The sequence below is a fragment of the Nocardia sputorum genome (assembly GCF_027924405.1).
GTDB classification, from domain to species: domain Bacteria; phylum Actinomycetota; class Actinomycetes; order Mycobacteriales; family Mycobacteriaceae; genus Nocardia; species Nocardia sputorum.
The window spans coordinates 5,411,597-5,427,254 of the sequence record NZ_AP026978.1; the positions used below are offsets into that span (position 1 = coordinate 5,411,597).

General features: G+C 67.9%; 14 protein-coding genes and 2 tRNA genes. 4 read left to right on the forward strand and 12 right to left on the reverse strand.

Features of this window, described 5'->3' with window-relative positions; all coding sequences use genetic code 11:
* Positions 1–13 precede the first annotated feature (13 nt).
* The 7 genes from QMG86_RS24455 to QMG86_RS24485 all read right to left on the reverse strand — a co-directional run bounded on the left by QMG86_RS24455 (position 14) and on the right by QMG86_RS24485 (position 7,208).
* Positions 14–2,539 carry an ATP-binding protein gene (locus tag QMG86_RS24455; RefSeq protein WP_281875015.1) on the reverse strand — a complete coding sequence of 842 codons (2,526 nt, stop codon included), beginning with the start codon at positions 2,537–2,539 and terminating at the stop codon, positions 14–16.
* Positions 2,539–3,084 (reverse strand): hypothetical protein, encoded by a 546-nt coding sequence (locus QMG86_RS24460; protein WP_281875016.1) that lies wholly within the window; start codon positions 3,082–3,084, stop codon positions 2,539–2,541. Before QMG86_RS24460 ends, QMG86_RS24455 begins: the two co-directional genes overlap by 1 nt.
* The gene (locus tag QMG86_RS24465) at positions 3,081–3,341 is read right to left on the reverse strand and encodes a hypothetical protein (RefSeq protein WP_039796594.1); all 261 of its coding nucleotides are present in this window, start codon (positions 3,339–3,341) and stop codon (positions 3,081–3,083) included. The genes QMG86_RS24460 and QMG86_RS24465 overlap by 4 nt, the downstream gene beginning before the upstream one ends.
* A gap of 16 nt (positions 3,342–3,357) precedes the next feature.
* Positions 3,358–4,362, reverse strand: a complete 1,005-nt coding sequence (locus tag QMG86_RS24470; protein WP_281875017.1) for a conjugal transfer protein — start codon at positions 4,360–4,362, stop codon at positions 3,358–3,360.
* Positions 4,363–4,429: 67 nt separating this feature from the next.
* A complete protein-coding gene (locus tag QMG86_RS24475) occupies positions 4,430–5,554 on the reverse strand; it encodes a GAF domain-containing protein (RefSeq protein WP_281875018.1) in 1,125 nt (374 codons plus the stop codon).
* Positions 5,555–5,931: 377 nt separating this feature from the next.
* The gene (locus QMG86_RS24480; protein WP_281875019.1) at positions 5,932–6,825 is read right to left on the reverse strand and encodes an ROK family protein; all 894 of its coding nucleotides are present in this window, start codon (positions 6,823–6,825) and stop codon (positions 5,932–5,934) included.
* Between the two features lie 50 nt (positions 6,826–6,875).
* Complete coding sequence (locus QMG86_RS24485; RefSeq protein WP_281875020.1) at positions 6,876–7,208, reverse strand: hypothetical protein; 333 nt, start codon at positions 7,206–7,208, stop codon at positions 6,876–6,878.
* A gap of 387 nt (positions 7,209–7,595) precedes the next feature.
* On the opposite strand from QMG86_RS24485, the gene QMG86_RS24490 reads away from it, so the two are divergent.
* Positions 7,596–8,318 (forward strand): MerR family transcriptional regulator, encoded by a 723-nt coding sequence (locus tag QMG86_RS24490; RefSeq protein WP_281875021.1) that lies wholly within the window; start codon positions 7,596–7,598, stop codon positions 8,316–8,318.
* A 398-nt stretch (positions 8,319–8,716) separates the two neighbouring features.
* Here the strand turns inward: QMG86_RS24490 and QMG86_RS24495 are convergent.
* Both QMG86_RS24495 and QMG86_RS24500 read right to left on the reverse strand, forming a co-directional pair.
* Positions 8,717–8,793 (reverse strand) — tRNA-Pro (locus tag QMG86_RS24495).
* Positions 8,794–8,842: 49 nt separating this feature from the next.
* Positions 8,843–8,916, reverse strand: a tRNA-Gly gene (locus QMG86_RS24500).
* 1,039 nt (positions 8,917–9,955) lie between these two features.
* Here QMG86_RS24500 and QMG86_RS24505 point away from each other — a divergent pair.
* Entirely contained in the window at positions 9,956–10,906 is a 951-nt protein-coding gene (locus QMG86_RS24505) for a GGDEF domain-containing protein (RefSeq protein WP_281875022.1), read from the forward strand.
* A 27-nt stretch (positions 10,907–10,933) separates the two neighbouring features.
* Here QMG86_RS24505 and QMG86_RS24510 read toward each other — a convergent pair whose 3' ends face one another.
* Both QMG86_RS24510 and QMG86_RS24515 read right to left on the reverse strand, forming a co-directional pair.
* Positions 10,934–11,746, reverse strand: coding sequence for an Fpg/Nei family DNA glycosylase (locus QMG86_RS24510; protein ID WP_281875023.1), 813 nt, complete (start codon positions 11,744–11,746; stop codon positions 10,934–10,936).
* Positions 11,747–11,769: 23 nt separating this feature from the next.
* Complete coding sequence (locus QMG86_RS24515; RefSeq protein WP_159842340.1) at positions 11,770–12,243, reverse strand: ribose-5-phosphate isomerase; 474 nt, start codon at positions 12,241–12,243, stop codon at positions 11,770–11,772.
* Positions 12,244–12,418: 175 nt separating this feature from the next.
* Between QMG86_RS24515 and QMG86_RS24520 the strand changes: the two genes are divergently transcribed.
* Positions 12,419–13,525 carry a M48 family metallopeptidase gene (locus tag QMG86_RS24520; RefSeq protein WP_281875025.1) on the forward strand — a complete coding sequence of 369 codons (1,107 nt, stop codon included), beginning with the start codon at positions 12,419–12,421 and terminating at the stop codon, positions 13,523–13,525.
* A gap of 39 nt (positions 13,526–13,564) precedes the next feature.
* Here QMG86_RS24520 and QMG86_RS24525 read toward each other — a convergent pair whose 3' ends face one another.
* Positions 13,565–14,206: a mycothiol-dependent nitroreductase Rv2466c family protein gene (locus QMG86_RS24525; RefSeq protein ID WP_281875026.1), complete on the reverse strand. Its 642-nt coding sequence runs from the start codon at positions 14,204–14,206 to the stop codon at positions 13,565–13,567.
* A 182-nt stretch (positions 14,207–14,388) separates the two neighbouring features.
* On the opposite strand from QMG86_RS24525, the gene QMG86_RS24530 reads away from it, so the two are divergent.
* Positions 14,389–15,624: an NAD(P)/FAD-dependent oxidoreductase gene (locus tag QMG86_RS24530; RefSeq protein ID WP_281875027.1), complete on the forward strand. Its 1,236-nt coding sequence runs from the start codon at positions 14,389–14,391 to the stop codon at positions 15,622–15,624.
* The last annotated feature ends 34 nt before the right edge of the window (positions 15,625–15,658 follow it).

A 15,658-nucleotide genomic window follows, 5' to 3' on the forward strand; every position in this document is an offset into this window, starting at 1 on the left:
AGTATCGCTCTCATCAGCGTCCCAATCGCTCGGGCAGGGCCGAACGCGCATTGTTGACGCTGGTCGGCGTACTGGTGATCGCCGCGGCTCGGTCCGGCCGCGCCGGACCGAGCACCTTGCCGCGGCCGATGCGGTTCAGCGCGTCACGCATGAACATCTCGCCACGACGCTCCTCGGGAATCTGACGACCCGGACCGATGGGAGGCGAGGTCTCCTCGCGGAGAATCTGCAAGAGGAACGGGGCTTCCTCCAGATCGACGCCCAGCCACTCCAAGCTGTTGCGCGCCAACGTCTCGTCGCGCTGCCGGAAGACGAATCGGTTCGGGATCAGGTTGTGGGCCGCGCCCTGGAAGTCGGTGGCCGGGTCGTGCGAGGCCAGCCCGATCGCGGCCAGGTGCTTACGGCCGTCGCGGCTGAAATCCGAGGTGACCGCCGAGCCGACCTGCGTCTGCGTGAAGTGGTGCGCCTCGTCGCCGACCAGCAGGCCGAACCTGCCGTTGTCGGAGAGAAACGCCTCTCGCGCCGCCACGCCGACCAGTTCGTACAGCGCCGTGCCGAGCCGCTTCGTCAGCGGCAACCGGTTGTACAGGTGCGGCGTGGTGAGTTCCTCGGCACTCGGCAGTTGCAGATTGTGACTGCGGACGACGGTCGCGGCGGCGTCGAGGCGCAGCGGTCGCAACTTGGGGTCGAACAGCACCGGCACCCGCTCCACCACGGTGCCGAGTCGCGCCGCGAGATCGGCGTACTCCTCGCCGCGCTCGGGATGCTCCCGTAACCGGCGCACCACTTGGTATAGATCGAGCAGGCTCTTGATCTTGTGCTCGGCCATGCCTCTGGGTGACAGCAGATTGCTCGCCGCGGCGCCCGCGCCGGAGGTCGGCGACAGATCCAGCAGCGGAAGGATCGAGTCCAGCGCGCGTTCACCCGCAATCCGCGGGTTGAACAAACGCAACGGATCCAGCGACACCGTGGGATTGGCCAAGTCGATGATGACCGCGTCGTCGATCGACCGCGCGAAGTGCTCCCACTCACCGACCTGACTGCGGTCGATGGCGAGGAACTGCCCGCCCATGTCGTGGACGAGCACCGCCATCAGTTTCAGGAAATACGACTTGCCCGAGCCGAGTTCGCCGGTCACGGCGAACGAGGCGGACAGATCGTGCAGCGCGGCCTCCATGATGCCGAAGTGGATCGGCTCGAAATGGCCCGACAGCAGGTTGACACCGATCACCGGCCCGCTGTCGTCGCCGATCTGGCTGGTGGTGAACGGCACGAAACCGGCCCACATGTCCGAGGGAAGGATATGGGCGAAGTCGTCGAAGGCACGCCGCGGTGGGCTGCCGGGAATCAGCATCGACCACAGGTCGACCTGCGCGCCGACCGGGGCGGTCATGTCGACCTGGAACCGCTTGTAGCGCCGCTTGAGCGTGTTGACCGCGTCCATGGTGGCGTCCCGCGTCGGTCCGCCGATGGCGATGACCGTGGTGAACGAGACCTCCGATTCCCCGCCGTTGACCTCGAAGTGCTGGTTGTACTCGCCGAGCATGCGGGCTTTCGAGGCCAACGTGTTCTGTGCGAACGAGACCTCCTGGTCCCGCTGATCCATCTGCTCGCCGAGCCTGCGCAAACTGAGTTCGTTGTTCTTCAACACCTGTTCGGCGGGCTTGGTCGAGATCCGCATGCCCCAGTCGACGGTGACGTCGCCGAGACCCTCGAGCACGTTGAGGAACTCGCTGCCGCCGGGAAAGGTCATGCCCGCGTAGGGGAAGGAGTGCGGCGTCAGCATCGCCTGGTAGGACGGGCGGTACTCGAAATCCGGCTGTACCACCTTGATGACGGGAACGAACGAGGGACGGATACGCCGATTGCTGTCGGCCTGTGCTCCCTCGTCGAGCGCGGCGGAGCGGAACACCGCCGCCGTCGCGTCGTCCAGTGCGCCCGCACGCGTGGGCGCCACCGGGTCCCCTGCGGCGCCGCGCGAGAGATAGTGCTCCCACAGCCATTGGAACAGGGCCGCCGGCACCGGAGCCGGATCGAAGTCACCGCCGATCCTGGACAGGATCTCGTTCGCCTTCTCGTCGTATTCGTCCAGGTCGGCGCGCGAGATCGCGGTCGCATCGATCGTGGGGGTGCTGCCACGCCACAGGCGCGACAGCGCGGACATGCTGGAGTTGCTGGCTCCGACCGGGATCGACAACAGGAAGATGCGGGTCTGCGGCATGATCGCGTGCACGCGTTCGTAGGAGGCCACCACCTCGTCGGCGTAGTCCTCGCACTCGTCCAGGTCGACACCCTCCACCATCTTGGTGAGCACGTCGATCGTGTTCAGCCGCGCCTGGATGCCCAGCAACAGCGATCCGCTCGGCAAATTGGTGACCAGCGCGTGATGCGCCATCTTCACGTCGTACTTGTCACCGGCCTTGCGCAAGCCGTAGCCGAGCGGGTTGATGAAGTAGGTCGCGGTGACCAGACCCGAATGGGTGAATTGAAGATTGCCGCGAATCGCCGCGGTGGGCTGTAGATCTCGTCCGAGTGCCATCAGGGGCGTCCTCCGGAGGCTGTGCCGTTGCTGTCGCCGTTGTCGTTGCCGTTCAGTCGCCGCCACAGGTCGGTGGCCTTACCGCCTCCACTCACCACCTCGAGCAGGCGGATGCCGGATTTCGGCTCGGCGGCCACCGCTGCGCCCGGGCGATCGGGCAGAAGGAGGACCACGGTCTCCTCGATGAACATGGTGTGGCGCACGGAGTCACTGGTGATCGGCATCCCCGAGGCCGACACCGGCTTGCGGTACACGATGAGCCTGCTGAGCCAGAAAGCTCGCGAGAGCATCCGGACGCCCGTGTACGGCACGAGCCCGAGCACGAAGACCGCCAGGATGGTGATTGCCAGACCCGTGATGAAAGTGACGGCCGGGTTCAGCGGCAACGCCATCGCGCCCACCGACGTCACCGACATCATCGCCACGGCGGCGGCGACCTGCGGCAGGGTGTAGGGGCCGAACGGCAGCTTCTGCCCGTTCTGCGCCTTGCCGATCATCGTGGGCACACGTTTGATCGGCGTGAACACCTTGATCACTTGGGTCATCGATAGCCACCGATGGGGTGATCAGGAACGATGAGGTTCGCGTCCGTTCGCGCGTAATTGATGGTCGTGGGCAGAATCCAGATCACCACCCCGGCCATCAACCCCGATCCGAAGACGACGATGATCCGCGCCGGCGACAGCCTGGATTTCGCCGCCTCGGAGATCACCACACCGATCGTGACGATGGCGATGATGATCATCCCACCCCATCGGACAAAGATCAGAATGCCATAGAGGATGTTGCTCAGATTACCCATCGGGCTGCCTCTCGGATCAGTTCTGTGTCGCCGGCGGAATCGTCACCGACGGCGAGGAAGACGAGGTGGAGGTGGGCGGCGCTCCGCCGCGCGAATCCTGACCGACGACCACCGCCAGCGGACTCGCCAAGGCGGGAATCGGATCGATGGACACCACTTGCCACTGGCCCGCGTTGCGAATCATGGTGAGCGGGTAGGCCAGTGTCGAGGTGGCGCCCGTGTCGGCTTTGGGGTTGACGGTGGCCAGCACTTGGGCCTTCGCACCACCGGAGCCGCAGCTCGAATCGTCCGTGGTGAGCGAGGTCAGCTCGACGGCGGTGAATGGCGGCGGCTTCAGCGCGGCCAGCCCGGCATCCGGGGTGGTGTAGCGCGCCACATCGCCATTCCCGGCCAGCATGGCACTCAGGAAGCCCGCGGCTACCTGCCCGAGGGGCGTATCCGGTGCGCAAGGCGCGCCATAGGCGAGTTTGAGGTCGACGCCCTTGCCGGGCGGCTGGACCACCGCCGGCGTCGACAGCGCGCGCAACCGCCCGTCGGAGAACGAGACCGCGACACGATAGAACTGACGCTGGTCGGACGGAGCGGCGGTCGCGGCTTTGCCGACTCGGACCGACACGGTCACCGACCAGACCTCGAGCCCGCCCGCCGCGAGCGCACGCGAGACATAGACGACCGACGGGTCGGAGACGTGGCGCGCGGACGACGGCAGCGTGATCTGCTGATTGGAGCCGACGAATTCGCCGAGCCGATCCTGCTGTCCCGCAGTGGCGGTCAGATAGGTGACGACGAACTGCTCGGCGAAAGACCCGGCCAATTGCGCATGCCCGACAATAGCCGTCGTCGAATCATCCGACGGCGCGGGCGGACCCGAATCGAAGACGCTGAGAATCGCGTGGCCGCCACCGAGTACGGCGAGTACCGCGAGCACGGCGACTACGATGTTGTCGCGACGGCGGCGGGCGGCCATCCGGCGAAGCAGTGCCTCACCCGAATCTGCCGGTCCCCGAACCACTGTCCTCACTCCCGAAATGGTAGAGAGCACAGGCGTTCTTAACCGGCCGGTAGTTCCCAGTCGTGGGAATCAATCGTCAGCAGGCCGGGCTGCTTTTCATCCGCCCCGCAAGCCAATGCCGCAATTGTTCGTCATAGCCGATCGGCGCGCTGCGCTGCCGCGGTTCCAGGACCTGACGATGGGTTTCCAGCAGCGGAACGTCGTCGGCGACCCGGACCAGCTGAGCGATCGCCAGCTGTCTGCTGGAGTACCCGGGATAGGGATAGAGGAGCAACGAGGTGGGCGTGTAGCCACCGCCGTAGTTGAGTACTCGCAACGTCACGCCGCAACTGTCGCCCGACCGCAGCCGATCGCCGAGTTCCGCCAGCTTGGGACGGTCTTCCGGATGGAAGACGTCGACGGGCCGGAAGAGATAGTCCCACCGCACCCACGGCGCGGGGTCCGTCAGCCAGTGCGAGATGCTGGTGTGCTCGAGCTGGACCACGGCCAGATGCGTACCCGCCCGGCGATGCGCCTCACGCAATCCGATGCGCTCCAAGGTGGGCCACGCCGCGGGCGCGTTCTCCGAGGTCACATCCTCGATCAGCCACCACGCACCGCGCGTGCGCTCGTCGTCGCGGGCCCGGATGGTGATCCGCCACTGGGCCGGGCGTCCGAATCCGTGCACCACGGTGGTGTCGAACTGCATCCGCTCACCGGGCTTGGGGTCGTAGAGGAGATCGAGGACCTCCGCGTGCCGATCGAAGCTCGAGACCCGGTGGAACAGTTCCGCGATCGACATCCGAGGGACGTACTGTTCGACGGTGCTGCCGGACAGTCGCGTGATACCGCTGGGCTGCTGGATCGTCTGACTGCTCAGGTCCCAGATGGCGCCCACCGCGGGGCGCGGCGCGGCAACGCGCTCGGATGCCGGTCCGAGCCACAGTCGGACCGCGTGCACGTCGCCGGCCGGGCCGAAGATCGGGCGGATGAGTAGCTGGTGCCGTCCCGCGCGCGTCTGAATGGCCAGATCGACATCCTGCGCCTGGTCGTGCGCGGTATGGATCGCCTCGGTCAGGCCCGCGGTCGTCAGCTTGTCGTACAACGCGGGCGTTTTGGACAGCGTCCGCTGCAACACCCGCTGCCAGCTCGCGAACTCACGCGGTGCGTCCCCCACCGAGGCCACGGACATGCCGTCCGGCGCCAACGTCTCGATCGTCACCCAAGGAATCACTGCGCCACTTCGCTTCGCACTTGCCCGACCAGCCGTTCCTCCGGGTCCGCCTCAACCCGGATGAGACATCTTGTGACTCAGGCAATGTACCGTTATTTAGCGGCTCAATCAACCCGTGAGAGAACCGTCCGTTCTCATGAAGTCTCCGTCATGTTCATGGGACACACGCAGGCGTGTTCATTTTGTTCACGTTAAGTTCGGCCGAGGCCCCCTCATACCGGCGCGCAACGCGACGGCACATCCGCCGCAAACCAGCGCACAAGATCAACAGCAGCCGCCATCCGAGGCCCGTAGCATTCTCGTGGCTAGTTTGGCCCGCAACCGGAACCCTTTCTCGCCCAGGGCTTGTGCCGCAGCGCGAAAGATCAGGCGTTCCTTCCAGCCAGCGCCAGCACACCTGCACCCAAGACCGTCGCGATGTCCCCGAGCTGCGAAGGAATCACGCGCAATCCGGGCAGGAAGCTCAGCCTGGCGTGCGTGGCGACGGCTTCGCCCAGCGGTTTCCACAACACGGGTCCGGCTCCGGCGAGCGAGCCGCCGAGCACCACGAGGTCGATATCGAGCAATGCCGCCACCGAGGCGATCGCCCGGCCGAGCGCCGTGCCCGCCCGCCCGAGCGCCGCGGCCGGTATGTCCTCGCCCACGCGCGCGGCATCCAGCAATTCCGGCACCGACGTGCCCGCCCAGCCCTGCTCCCGCGCCCAGCGCACCACGGCCAAGCCGCCGGCGACCGCCTCCAGACATCCGCGGCCGCCACAGGAGCACCGATCGTCGAAGCCGGGAACCAGGACATGACCTACGTGCCCCGCGTTGCCGGTACGCCCCACCAAGCTGAAGCCGCCAACCACGACCCCGCCGGTGATGCGATCGGAGACCCCGATCGCCAGGCTGTCCATCACTCCGCTCGTCGCGCCGAAACCTCGCTCCGCCAACGCCAGGCAGACGCCGTCCAGCGCGAGCGGAACCTGCGCGTCCGGGAACAGCTTCCGCGCGGCTTGCACGATCCCGAAACCCGCTCGCCACTCCGGAACATCGGCGGGAGCGATCACCCCGGCCGCCATGTCGATCGGCCCGGCCGAAGCGATGCCGAGGGCGGTGACCTGGTCACCGCCCGCGACCTCGAGCAGCAGCTCCTGGCATCGGTCCCAGGCGCCCGTCGCCGGGATCGGGATCCTGCGGATGTCGTCGGTGTCGACATCGTCGGCGACCCTGGTCGCCGCGAAGCCCGACGACCCGATCTCCAATGCCAGCACTGTCATGAGTTACACACCACCGAAGGACTCGACGCGAAAAGGTGCACGCAGCATAGTCACAGACCGTCGGTGCCGGTCGGTTTCAGCGGTTGCCCGAGCACGATGTGCCGACGGGGCGCGGGAAGAGTGGAGACGGTGCGCAGCGGACGCGGTCCGGTACGGATGATCCGCATGGGGCGCTTGTGGTCGATCGGCGCGGCGCGGTGGCGGTCCAGGTTCTCGATGACGCCGCCGGAGTTGTCATAGGCGACGCCGGCCCAGATCATCGCGCGGGGGCCGTCACCGCGGGAGGTCAGCGCCTGCGCCAGCTGTTGGCACTGCACGAGCAAAGGGCAACTCTGGCAGGTGCGCACCGCTGCTCGCCAGGCATCCGGATTCCCGGTGTCCATGTCCCAGTTGTCGGGGACGTCGGCGCACGGGGGCCGCTGGTTCGACTTTGCCGGAATCGACGAGACCTTTGCTGACGCAATGGATCCCGTGTCCATCGGAAGGGTTCGCGTAATGCTCATAGCCATCTCCGGGGATGCCGAGCACACACCTCTGGCAGGTGCGTGGCCCATGGATCGGACGGTCATCAGGGCTGCTCAACAGTCCCCGGAACCCAGCCGCGATAAGCTGGTCTACGCACGGTAGCCCACTGTTGCCCAGCACACAACCTCTTGTGCCGCTATGTAACGGCTCGTTGACCTTGAAGCAACACCCAGCTACCGTCTTTAACGGCACGTTATGAAACGGACCGTTTTCCACGGGGGCCCGACTATGGTTTCCTTTTAAACATGGCTGCAGACTCTGAATTCACGATCGACGAACTGGCACGGGCAGCCGACACCACCGTGCGCAGCGTCCGCGTGTACCACGAGCGAGGGCTCCTGCCCTCGCCGGAGGTGCGCGGGCGGATCGGGTATTACGGGTCGGACCACCTCAACCGGCTGCAAACGATCAGCCGCCTGCTGGGGCGTGGCATGAAGCTGAACGGGATCAGGGAGCTGCTCGAGGCCTGGGACCGCGGCGACGGACTCGCCGATGTACTCGGCGTCAAGAACGCGAACGCAGCCGAACCGGATCCGGAAGCCACCACCGAGCCACAGGACAGCTACGCCGAGTTGCCGGACTACGCGAAGCAGGCGCTGGCCTCCAGCGAAGACCCGCTCGAGGCGTACCGGGTCACCAATCCGCGGTGCTGCGATCTGGCCACCCGGCTCGCCGACACCGGGCTGCCGATGCAGGACACGTTCCAATTGGTCGAGCGACTGCGCGCGGACTGCGATCGCATCGCCGACCGCTTCGCCACCGAACTGTTCTACCGTCTCGCCGGGCAGACCTACGAAGAATCCGCACGGACCCCCCGCGATCGCACGAAGCTGGAGACCGATCTGGCGATCGCCCGGTTGATCGTCACCCGGGCCACGTCGGAGCTGATCGACCAGGCGTTCGCCCGGCACTCCGAGCTGCCGCCGCCCACGGTGGCCTCCAGCCCGCAGATGCAAGCGGAGCAGTGACGGCACGGCCGCGAACCGACCGTTCTCCTATTTCCATCCGGCACTGTCCAATACTTAGGTAGATAAATCCGTTCGGCTCTTTCGAGCGGTGCGCCGACAGTGCCGGAGCGAAAATCCGGTGCGCTCGCCTTTTGCGCATCGAACTCGGCTCCCCGCGAACCTGTGCGCATACCCGGGCTTGACCAGTGCCGAAGAGTTGCCAGGAGGTGCCCGGCGGCGGCTTCCCGGGACCGGAGCGGTGAACCCACACTCCCGCGGCGGCGCGAGCGTCCGCGCCTCCGCAGAGGCGAAACCTACTGAGATACGTAGGTATATCGATGCGCCGAACGAAGACGGCGGAGTGATGCGACCACCCCGGCGTCGAACGAGATTCGGTCCCGAACCAGCCCCCCGAACGATGGTCGGGGTGACAGGATTTGAACCTGCGACCCTCCGCTCCCAAAGCGGATGCGCTACCAAGCTGCGCTACACCCCGTGGCCCTCGCGGCGACCGGGGCGGGCCGCCGACGAGGATGAATACTCCGTGGAGCGGGTGACGGGAATCGAACCCGCACCATCAGCTTGGAAGGCTGAGGTTCTACCATTGAACTACACCCGCAGGCATACGACACCGATGGGATCGCCACGATGTCGTGTGCGATCCGACTGTACCGAACCCGGCTTCCGAAACGCCAATCAGCCCCCCGCGCAGCACGATCTCGCAGGTTGCCCGCCGGAGCGCTCCGGGGTTGCCGCACCCAGTGTCGCACGACGGGGCCACCGGAGCCCGGCGGCGCGCTCACACGAAATTTTAAAGGCTGTTTTTCATTGAAACTCTGGCGTGTCGGATTCCGGTGGGCGAAACTCGAATGACACACCTGTCACCCCAGGAACTTCGCTCGAGGGAATTCCGATGAGGACCGCACGACTCGCCGTTACGGCCGACGCGCTCGGCATGTCGCCGAGCCACGGCCGATGGACCCGGAGGGAGTCGATGCGGTGCGCTCCGGGAGCGAGTCCCTCGCATGGTCCCCCGGCCGATCGCGCCCCGACTCCGCCTCCGGAGGCGCCTGCGCTCCCGCGACCCGGCCGGACGCTCATCGCCCACCCGGGCGGGCCGTGCACCGACATCCCGCCCGCGAGCGGTGGCCTACCGGAGCCGCGCCGCCGCGGGCGGATAGCGAGTAGGCGCCTGCCACCGGAACGCTCGGCACCATCATCCGGAACTCGACAGGGAAGACAAGGACGTCGCGTGCGAGAACAGATCCTCGTGAAGCGGGCGGCACTGGGCCGGTCCGGGCCGTCCCCGCGACTCGCGCACCACTCGCCGCTCACTTCGTACCGCGTGTCGCCAGCGCGTCGCGGCGCGATTTTGCGGCAAACCGGAATCGGGTGTAACACCAACGCGACGGGAACGATCACATACCCGATCGCCATTCGCCTGGCATCGAGAACACGTTGCAAATCGCCACTTTTCGATGCCGAGTGGCTTGCTAGGATCCTTTTTGCCGGACGGGGGTATCTGGAAAGGGGGCGGTGAGCGTGCGCCGAACCAGGTGGACACAACCGCGTAGCAGTGGGAACGATCAGGGTGACGCCGGCACCTGTGCGCGTACAGGGCACCCGGGTACCGACGTCGCTCACACCGGGTGAGTCCGATGTCGGCCGATATCGAGCCCCCGGTAGCCGCCATGGCCCGCGCCTGGGCCCGTGCGGTCTGCGCCGAGCCCGGGGCGGGCGCGGCGCCCCAGCAGTTGGAACCCGTGCTGATCGAGATCGTCGAGCGCCTGCTGACGCTAGCCAGGTCGGAGCCGTTCCCGGTGCCCGAAGCGCGGATGCTCGGGGCCCGGCTCGCCGAGGCGCCATTCGACCGGATCCGGATGCTGGCACAGGCCACGCGCTGGCTGCTCGGTTTCCCATCCGGCGCGCCCGGTTCGCTGGTGGCCACCCGCTGGCCGTTCATCGCCAGTCAGGCCATCGACAGTTACGCCCAGGCGCTGCAGGAGCGCGCTCTGGCGCAACAGGAGCAAAACCTGTCGGCCAAGGTGTCGCTGCGGGTGCAGGAGATCGCCGCGTTGCAGCACCGACTGCGCCACGAGGCCACCCACGACGCGCTCACCGACCTGGCCAATAGGACGCTGCTGCAGGACAAGGTCCGCCTGATGGCCACCGACCCGACCCGCGGCGTCGGGCTGCTGCTGATCGACCTGGACCGGTTCAAGCAGATCAACGACGGATACGGCCATGCGATCGGCGACGAGGTGCTGGTCGAACTGGCCGGCCGGTTGCGCGAAGCCTGCCCGCCGGACACGGTGATCTGCCGGTACGGCGGCGACGAATTCGTGCTCGCGACCAATCCGCACCACAACAACCTCGGTGATCTCGCGCACCGGATCGTGGCCGCACTGCGTGACCCGGTCTGGTCGTCGGCGGGGCCGGTACCCGTGTCGGCCAGCGTCGGGACCGCCTACAACCCGCCGGGCAGCCCGCTGGATTTCACCGATCTGCTCCGCCGCGCCGACCGGGCGATGTACTCGGCGAAGACGGCCGGTGGCCGCCGCTTCGCCCTCGCGGACGAGCCGGACATCGACACCGCCGTCGCCGGCTGACCGGACCGCCGCACGGCGGCGGTACGGTCAGCCGGGTTGGCAGCTGGGGCACCAGAACAGATTCCTGGCCTGCATCACCTGGTGGGCGATCGGCGTTCCGCACAGCCGGCACGGGGCGCCCTGGCGGCGGTAGACGTAGGTGCGCGGACGATCCGGGGCATAGGAGGGCTCGCCGTGATCGTGTTCGGGTCGCACCACGACCATCTTCCCGACGCGCACGCCCACCCGCATCAGCGCGACGAGATCAGCCCACATGTCGGCCCATTCACCCGCGGACAGATCCGTTCCGGGACGATGCGGCGAGATCTCATGCCGGAACAGCAGTTCCGCCCGATAGACGTTACCGACCCCGGCGATCACCTGCTGGTCCATCAGCAGCGCACCGATCGGCCTGCGGGAACGACGGATGCGCTGCCACGCCCGGTCCGGATCGGCGCCGCGCCGCAGCGGATCCGGGCCCAGCCGGTCGGTGAGCGCGGCGACCTCCGGCGGCAGCAGGATCTCGCACGCGGTGGGTCCGCGCAGGTCGGTGCCGAAGCCCGGCTGTCCGTCCGGCCCGCCGAACATGCGCATCCGCACCTGCCCGACCGGCTCTCCCATCGGCAGCGCGGACTCGGTGAATGTGCCGTACAAACCCAGATGCACGTGCACGACCAGGCCCGAGTCGTAGTGATGCAGCAGGTGTTTGCCCCACGCCTCGGATTTCGTCAGCACCTGCCCGTCCACCCGGGCCGCGCCCGCGGCGAACTTGCCCTGCGGGCTCGACACGCGCACCACACCGCCCACGAGCCGACGCTGATGCAGCCGCGCGAGACGGTGCAGTGTATGTCCCTCCGGCACAGCCGGTTACAACCTCCGTGCGCTCAGTACGCGGGAACCGCCGGGGCGATGCCGGTCTTCTCGTACTCTGCCAGGATGTCGATGCGCCGCTGGTGGCGCTCCTCGTCCGACCACGGGGTGGACACGAACGCGTCCACGATGGCCAGCGCCTCCTCGGTCGAGTGCATGCGGCCGCCGATGCCGATCAGCTGCGCGTTGTTGTGCTCGCGGGCCAGCTTCGCGGTCTCCACGCTCCAGGCCAGCGCGCAGCGGGCGCCGGGCACCTTGTTGGCGGCGATCTGCTCGCCGTTGCCGCTGCCGCCGAACACCAGACCGAGGCTGCCGGGGTCGGCGACCGTCCGGCGGGCCGCCTCGATGCAGAAGGCGGGGTAGTCGTCGAGCGCGTCGTACTCGAGCGCGCCGCAGTCGACGACCTCGTGGCCCGCCTGCTCGAGATGGGCCTTGACGTGATTCTTCAGTTCGAAACCGGCATGGTCGGCACCCAGGTAAACGCGCATGGCAGGCATTGTGTCAGGCGTCCGCGACGCGACGGCAACAGGGCACGCCCCGCGATTAACACCGCGGTGGGCCCGCGCGAATCGACCGGTACGACAGCTGTGTTCGCGGCCACAGGGCCCGGTGACACGGCCGACGCGCCAACCCCGTTCCCGGCAACTGAATAGAGTTCATCGCATGCAGCCGTTCGAACCCCAGCCGCCCGACCAGGCGGGCCGACAGGCCGACCCGTACGCCCCGCAGGGCGGGTGGGTCCCGGCTCCGGACACGCCTGCCGCATCCTACGGCCAGCAGTACACCTCGGGCTCACATCCGGCCGCTCCCCCGATCGGGTACCCGGCGCCGTACGGCTCCTACCCCGGTCTCCCGGTGCCGCCCCCAGCGCCGCCGCAGCGGCAGCCCCGCGGCCTGTCGCCGTTCGGCATGCCCGCCCGGCACAGCTGGGAGATCCCGATGCTGGTCGTGGTGGTGGTGCTGACCGTGTTCGCGTACCTGATCGCGCTGGTGCTGCTCGCGACCGGCAACTTCGACCAGTACGTGCTGGCGTTCGCGGCCGCCCCCCTGCTGCTGTGGTTCGGCCGCGGCATCAACTACGCCGGTCAGCGGGTCAACGGCGTGAAGATGTCGCCGACCCAGTTCCCCGAGGGCTATCAGATGGTGGTGGACGCCGCCGCCCGCTTCGGCATGGCGAAGGTGCCCGACGCGTATGTCGTGCTCGGCAACGGCCAGATCAACGCGTTCGCCAGCGGCCACGGCTTCCGGCGCTACGTGGTGGTCTACAGCGATCTGTTCGAGATCGGCGGCGCCGCACGCGAACCCGACGCGCTGGCGTTCATCATCGGCCACGAGGTCGGCCACATCGCGGCCGGGCACGCGTCGTACTGGCGGCAGCTGGGCATGTTCCTCGTCCCGTTCCTGCCGATCATCGGCAACAGCCTGATCCGCGCGCAGGAGTACACCGCGGACAACCACGGTTACTGCAACCGGCACACCGGGGCCTCCGCCGCCATGGGCACCCTGGCCGCGGGCAAGTACATGAACCGGCTGATCGGCTTCGACGAGATGGCCGATCGCGCGGCTGTCGAGAAGGGATTCTTCGTCTGGATGGTGAACGCCCTGTCCAGCCACCCGGTGCTCACCTGGCGGATGTGGGCGCTGCGCGACCGCAGCAGGCACGGGAAGCTGTTCCTGCGCCCGGCGCCGCCCGCGGGCGCGGGCGTGCCCGCGGGCTACGCGAGCTCCTACGGTCAAGTACCCGCGAGCCCGCCGAAGTCCGTGCTCTGACCGATGCGGGTGCCGCCCGGCGGCACCCGCGCACACTGCTCAGTCGAACGACGGATCTTCCGTCCGCGTGCGCTTCAGCTCGAAGAAGTGCGGGTAGGACGCCAACGCCACGGCGCCGTCCCAGAGCTTGCCCGCCTCCTCTCCGCGCGGGATCCGGGACAGGACCGGACCGAAGAACGCGGTCCCGTTGATGTGGATGGTCGGGGTGCCGACGTCCGGGCCCACCTTGTCCATCCCCTCGTGGTGGCTCTTGCGCAGCGCCTCGTCGTAGTCGGTGCTCTCCGCGGCCGCGGCCAGCTCGGCGGGCAGGCCGACCTCCGCCAGCGAGTCGGCGATCACCGCGGCGAGGCTTTCCTTGCGGTTGTCGCGTTCGTACTCGGCACGGCGGTTGTGGATGCGCGTGCCCATCGCGGTGTAGAGCGGCAACAGCACTTTGTCGCCGTGCTCCTGCGCCGCGGCGATCGCGACCCGGACCGGGCCCCAGCCCGTGTCGAGCAGCTCCTGGTACTGCGGCGGCACATCCTTGCCTTCGTTCAGCACCGACAGGCTCATCACGTGGAACCGGGCTTCGATGTCGCGCACCTGCTGGACCTCGAGAATCCAGCGGGACGTGATCCAGCACCACGGGCACAGCGGGTCGAACCAGAAATCGGCGACGTCCTTGGTGACTTCGTCGGTCACGGGCGGCTTCCTCTCGATCGCATGCGGACGGACGGCGCGCACACTTCGCCGCCCTACCTCGACCAACCACGGCGGCTGCCGATTCGTTCCCACCCGGGGAGCCGTTTTCCACCAGCCGCGCGCACGGCGGCCAGTAGGGTTGATCGGCAGGAGCTTGGTTCCCTTCGGAGAAGGAGTCCGCTATGAGTCCTGACCAGCGTTTCGTCATCGTCGGCGGCGGACTGGGCGCGGCCAAGCTCGCGGAAGCGTTGCGCGCCAAGGATTTCGACGGAAGCGTGACGCTGATCGGCGCCGAGGAGCAGCTGCCCTACGACCGGCCGCCGCTGTCGAAGGAGCATCTCGCCGGGAAGAAGGCGCTGCCGGAGTTCACCGTCGTTCCCGCGCAGTGGTACCGCGACCACCACGTCGACGTCCGCCTCGGTACCACCGTCACCGGGCTCGACCCCGCGGCGAAGACGATCACCCTGCCCGACGATTCCACCCTGCCCTACGACAAGCTCGCGCTGGCCACCGGTTCGACGCCCCGGACGCTGCCGGTCCCCGGCGCCGACGCGCCCAACGTGTACACGCTGCGGACCATCGAGGATTCCGACACCTTGATCGAGCTGTTCGCCAACGCGACGCGCCGGATCGTCATCATCGGAGCGGGCTGGATCGGCCTGGAGGTCGCGGCGGCGGCGCGGGCGGCGGGCGTCGAGGTGACCATCGTCGAGCGCGCCGATCTGCCGCTGCTGGCGGTGCTCGGGCCGGAGATGGGCCAGGTGTTCGCCGACCTGCACCGGGCCAACGGCGTGGATTTCCGGTTCGGCGCCCAGGTCGAGGCGATCACCACCGAGGACGCCATCGCCACGGCGGTCGCCAACGGCGTCCGGCTCGCCGACGGCAGCACGATCGAGGCCGACGCCGTCCTGGTCGCCGTCGGCGCGCGCCCGAACGTGGAACTGGCCGCCGACGCCGGGCTCGCGGTGGACGACGGCGTGCTCGTCGACGAGCGGCTGGCCACCAGCGACCCGGACATCGTGGCGGTGGGCGACATCGCCGCGCAGCAGCATCCGGTCCTGCGCCGGCGGATCCGGGTCGAGCACTGGGCGAACGCGCTCAACCAACCCGCGGTCGCCGCCGCGACCATGCTCGGCCACGAGGCCATCTACGATCGGCTGCCGTACTTCTTCACCGACCAATACGACCTGGGCATGGAATACACGGGGTTCGCCGCGCCGGACGAGTGCGCCAGGGTCGTCGTCCGGGGTGACACGGCGAAGCGCGAGTTCGTAACCTTCTGGCTGGACGCGGACAACCGCGTGCTCGCCGGGATGAACGTGAACGTGTGGGACGTGACCGACCGGATCAAGGAACTGATCCTGTCCGGCGATCCGGTCGACCCGGACCGGCTGGCAGACGCCACGGCGCAGCTGTGATGTGGATCACTGACTGGACATGTCGAATCCGCGC

Bases quoted from the DNA above. Each gene is read 5' to 3' on its own strand.
- QMG86_RS24455 (WP_281875015.1), bottom strand. From the start codon at position 2,539: ATGGCACTCGGACGAGATCTACAGCCCACCGCGGCGATTCGCGGCAAT.
- QMG86_RS24460 (WP_281875016.1), bottom strand. From the start codon at position 3,084: ATGACCCAAGTGATCAAGGTGTTCACGCCGATCAAACGTGTGCCCACG.
- QMG86_RS24465 (WP_039796594.1), bottom strand. From the start codon at position 3,341: ATGGGTAATCTGAGCAACATCCTCTATGGCATTCTGATCTTTGTCCGA.
- QMG86_RS24480 (WP_281875019.1), bottom strand. From the start codon at position 6,825: ATGACAGTGCTGGCATTGGAGATCGGGTCGTCGGGCTTCGCGGCGACC.
- QMG86_RS24485 (WP_281875020.1), bottom strand. From the start codon at position 7,208: ATGGACACCGGGAATCCGGATGCCTGGCGAGCAGCGGTGCGCACCTGC.
- QMG86_RS24490 (WP_281875021.1), top strand. From the start codon at position 7,596: ATGGCTGCAGACTCTGAATTCACGATCGACGAACTGGCACGGGCAGCC.
- QMG86_RS24505 (WP_281875022.1), top strand. From the start codon at position 9,956: ATGTCGGCCGATATCGAGCCCCCGGTAGCCGCCATGGCCCGCGCCTGG.
- QMG86_RS24515 (WP_159842340.1), bottom strand. From the start codon at position 12,243: ATGCGCGTTTACCTGGGTGCCGACCATGCCGGTTTCGAACTGAAGAAT.
- QMG86_RS24520 (WP_281875025.1), top strand. From the start codon at position 12,419: ATGCAGCCGTTCGAACCCCAGCCGCCCGACCAGGCGGGCCGACAGGCC.
- QMG86_RS24530 (WP_281875027.1), top strand. From the start codon at position 14,389: ATGAGTCCTGACCAGCGTTTCGTCATCGTCGGCGGCGGACTGGGCGCG.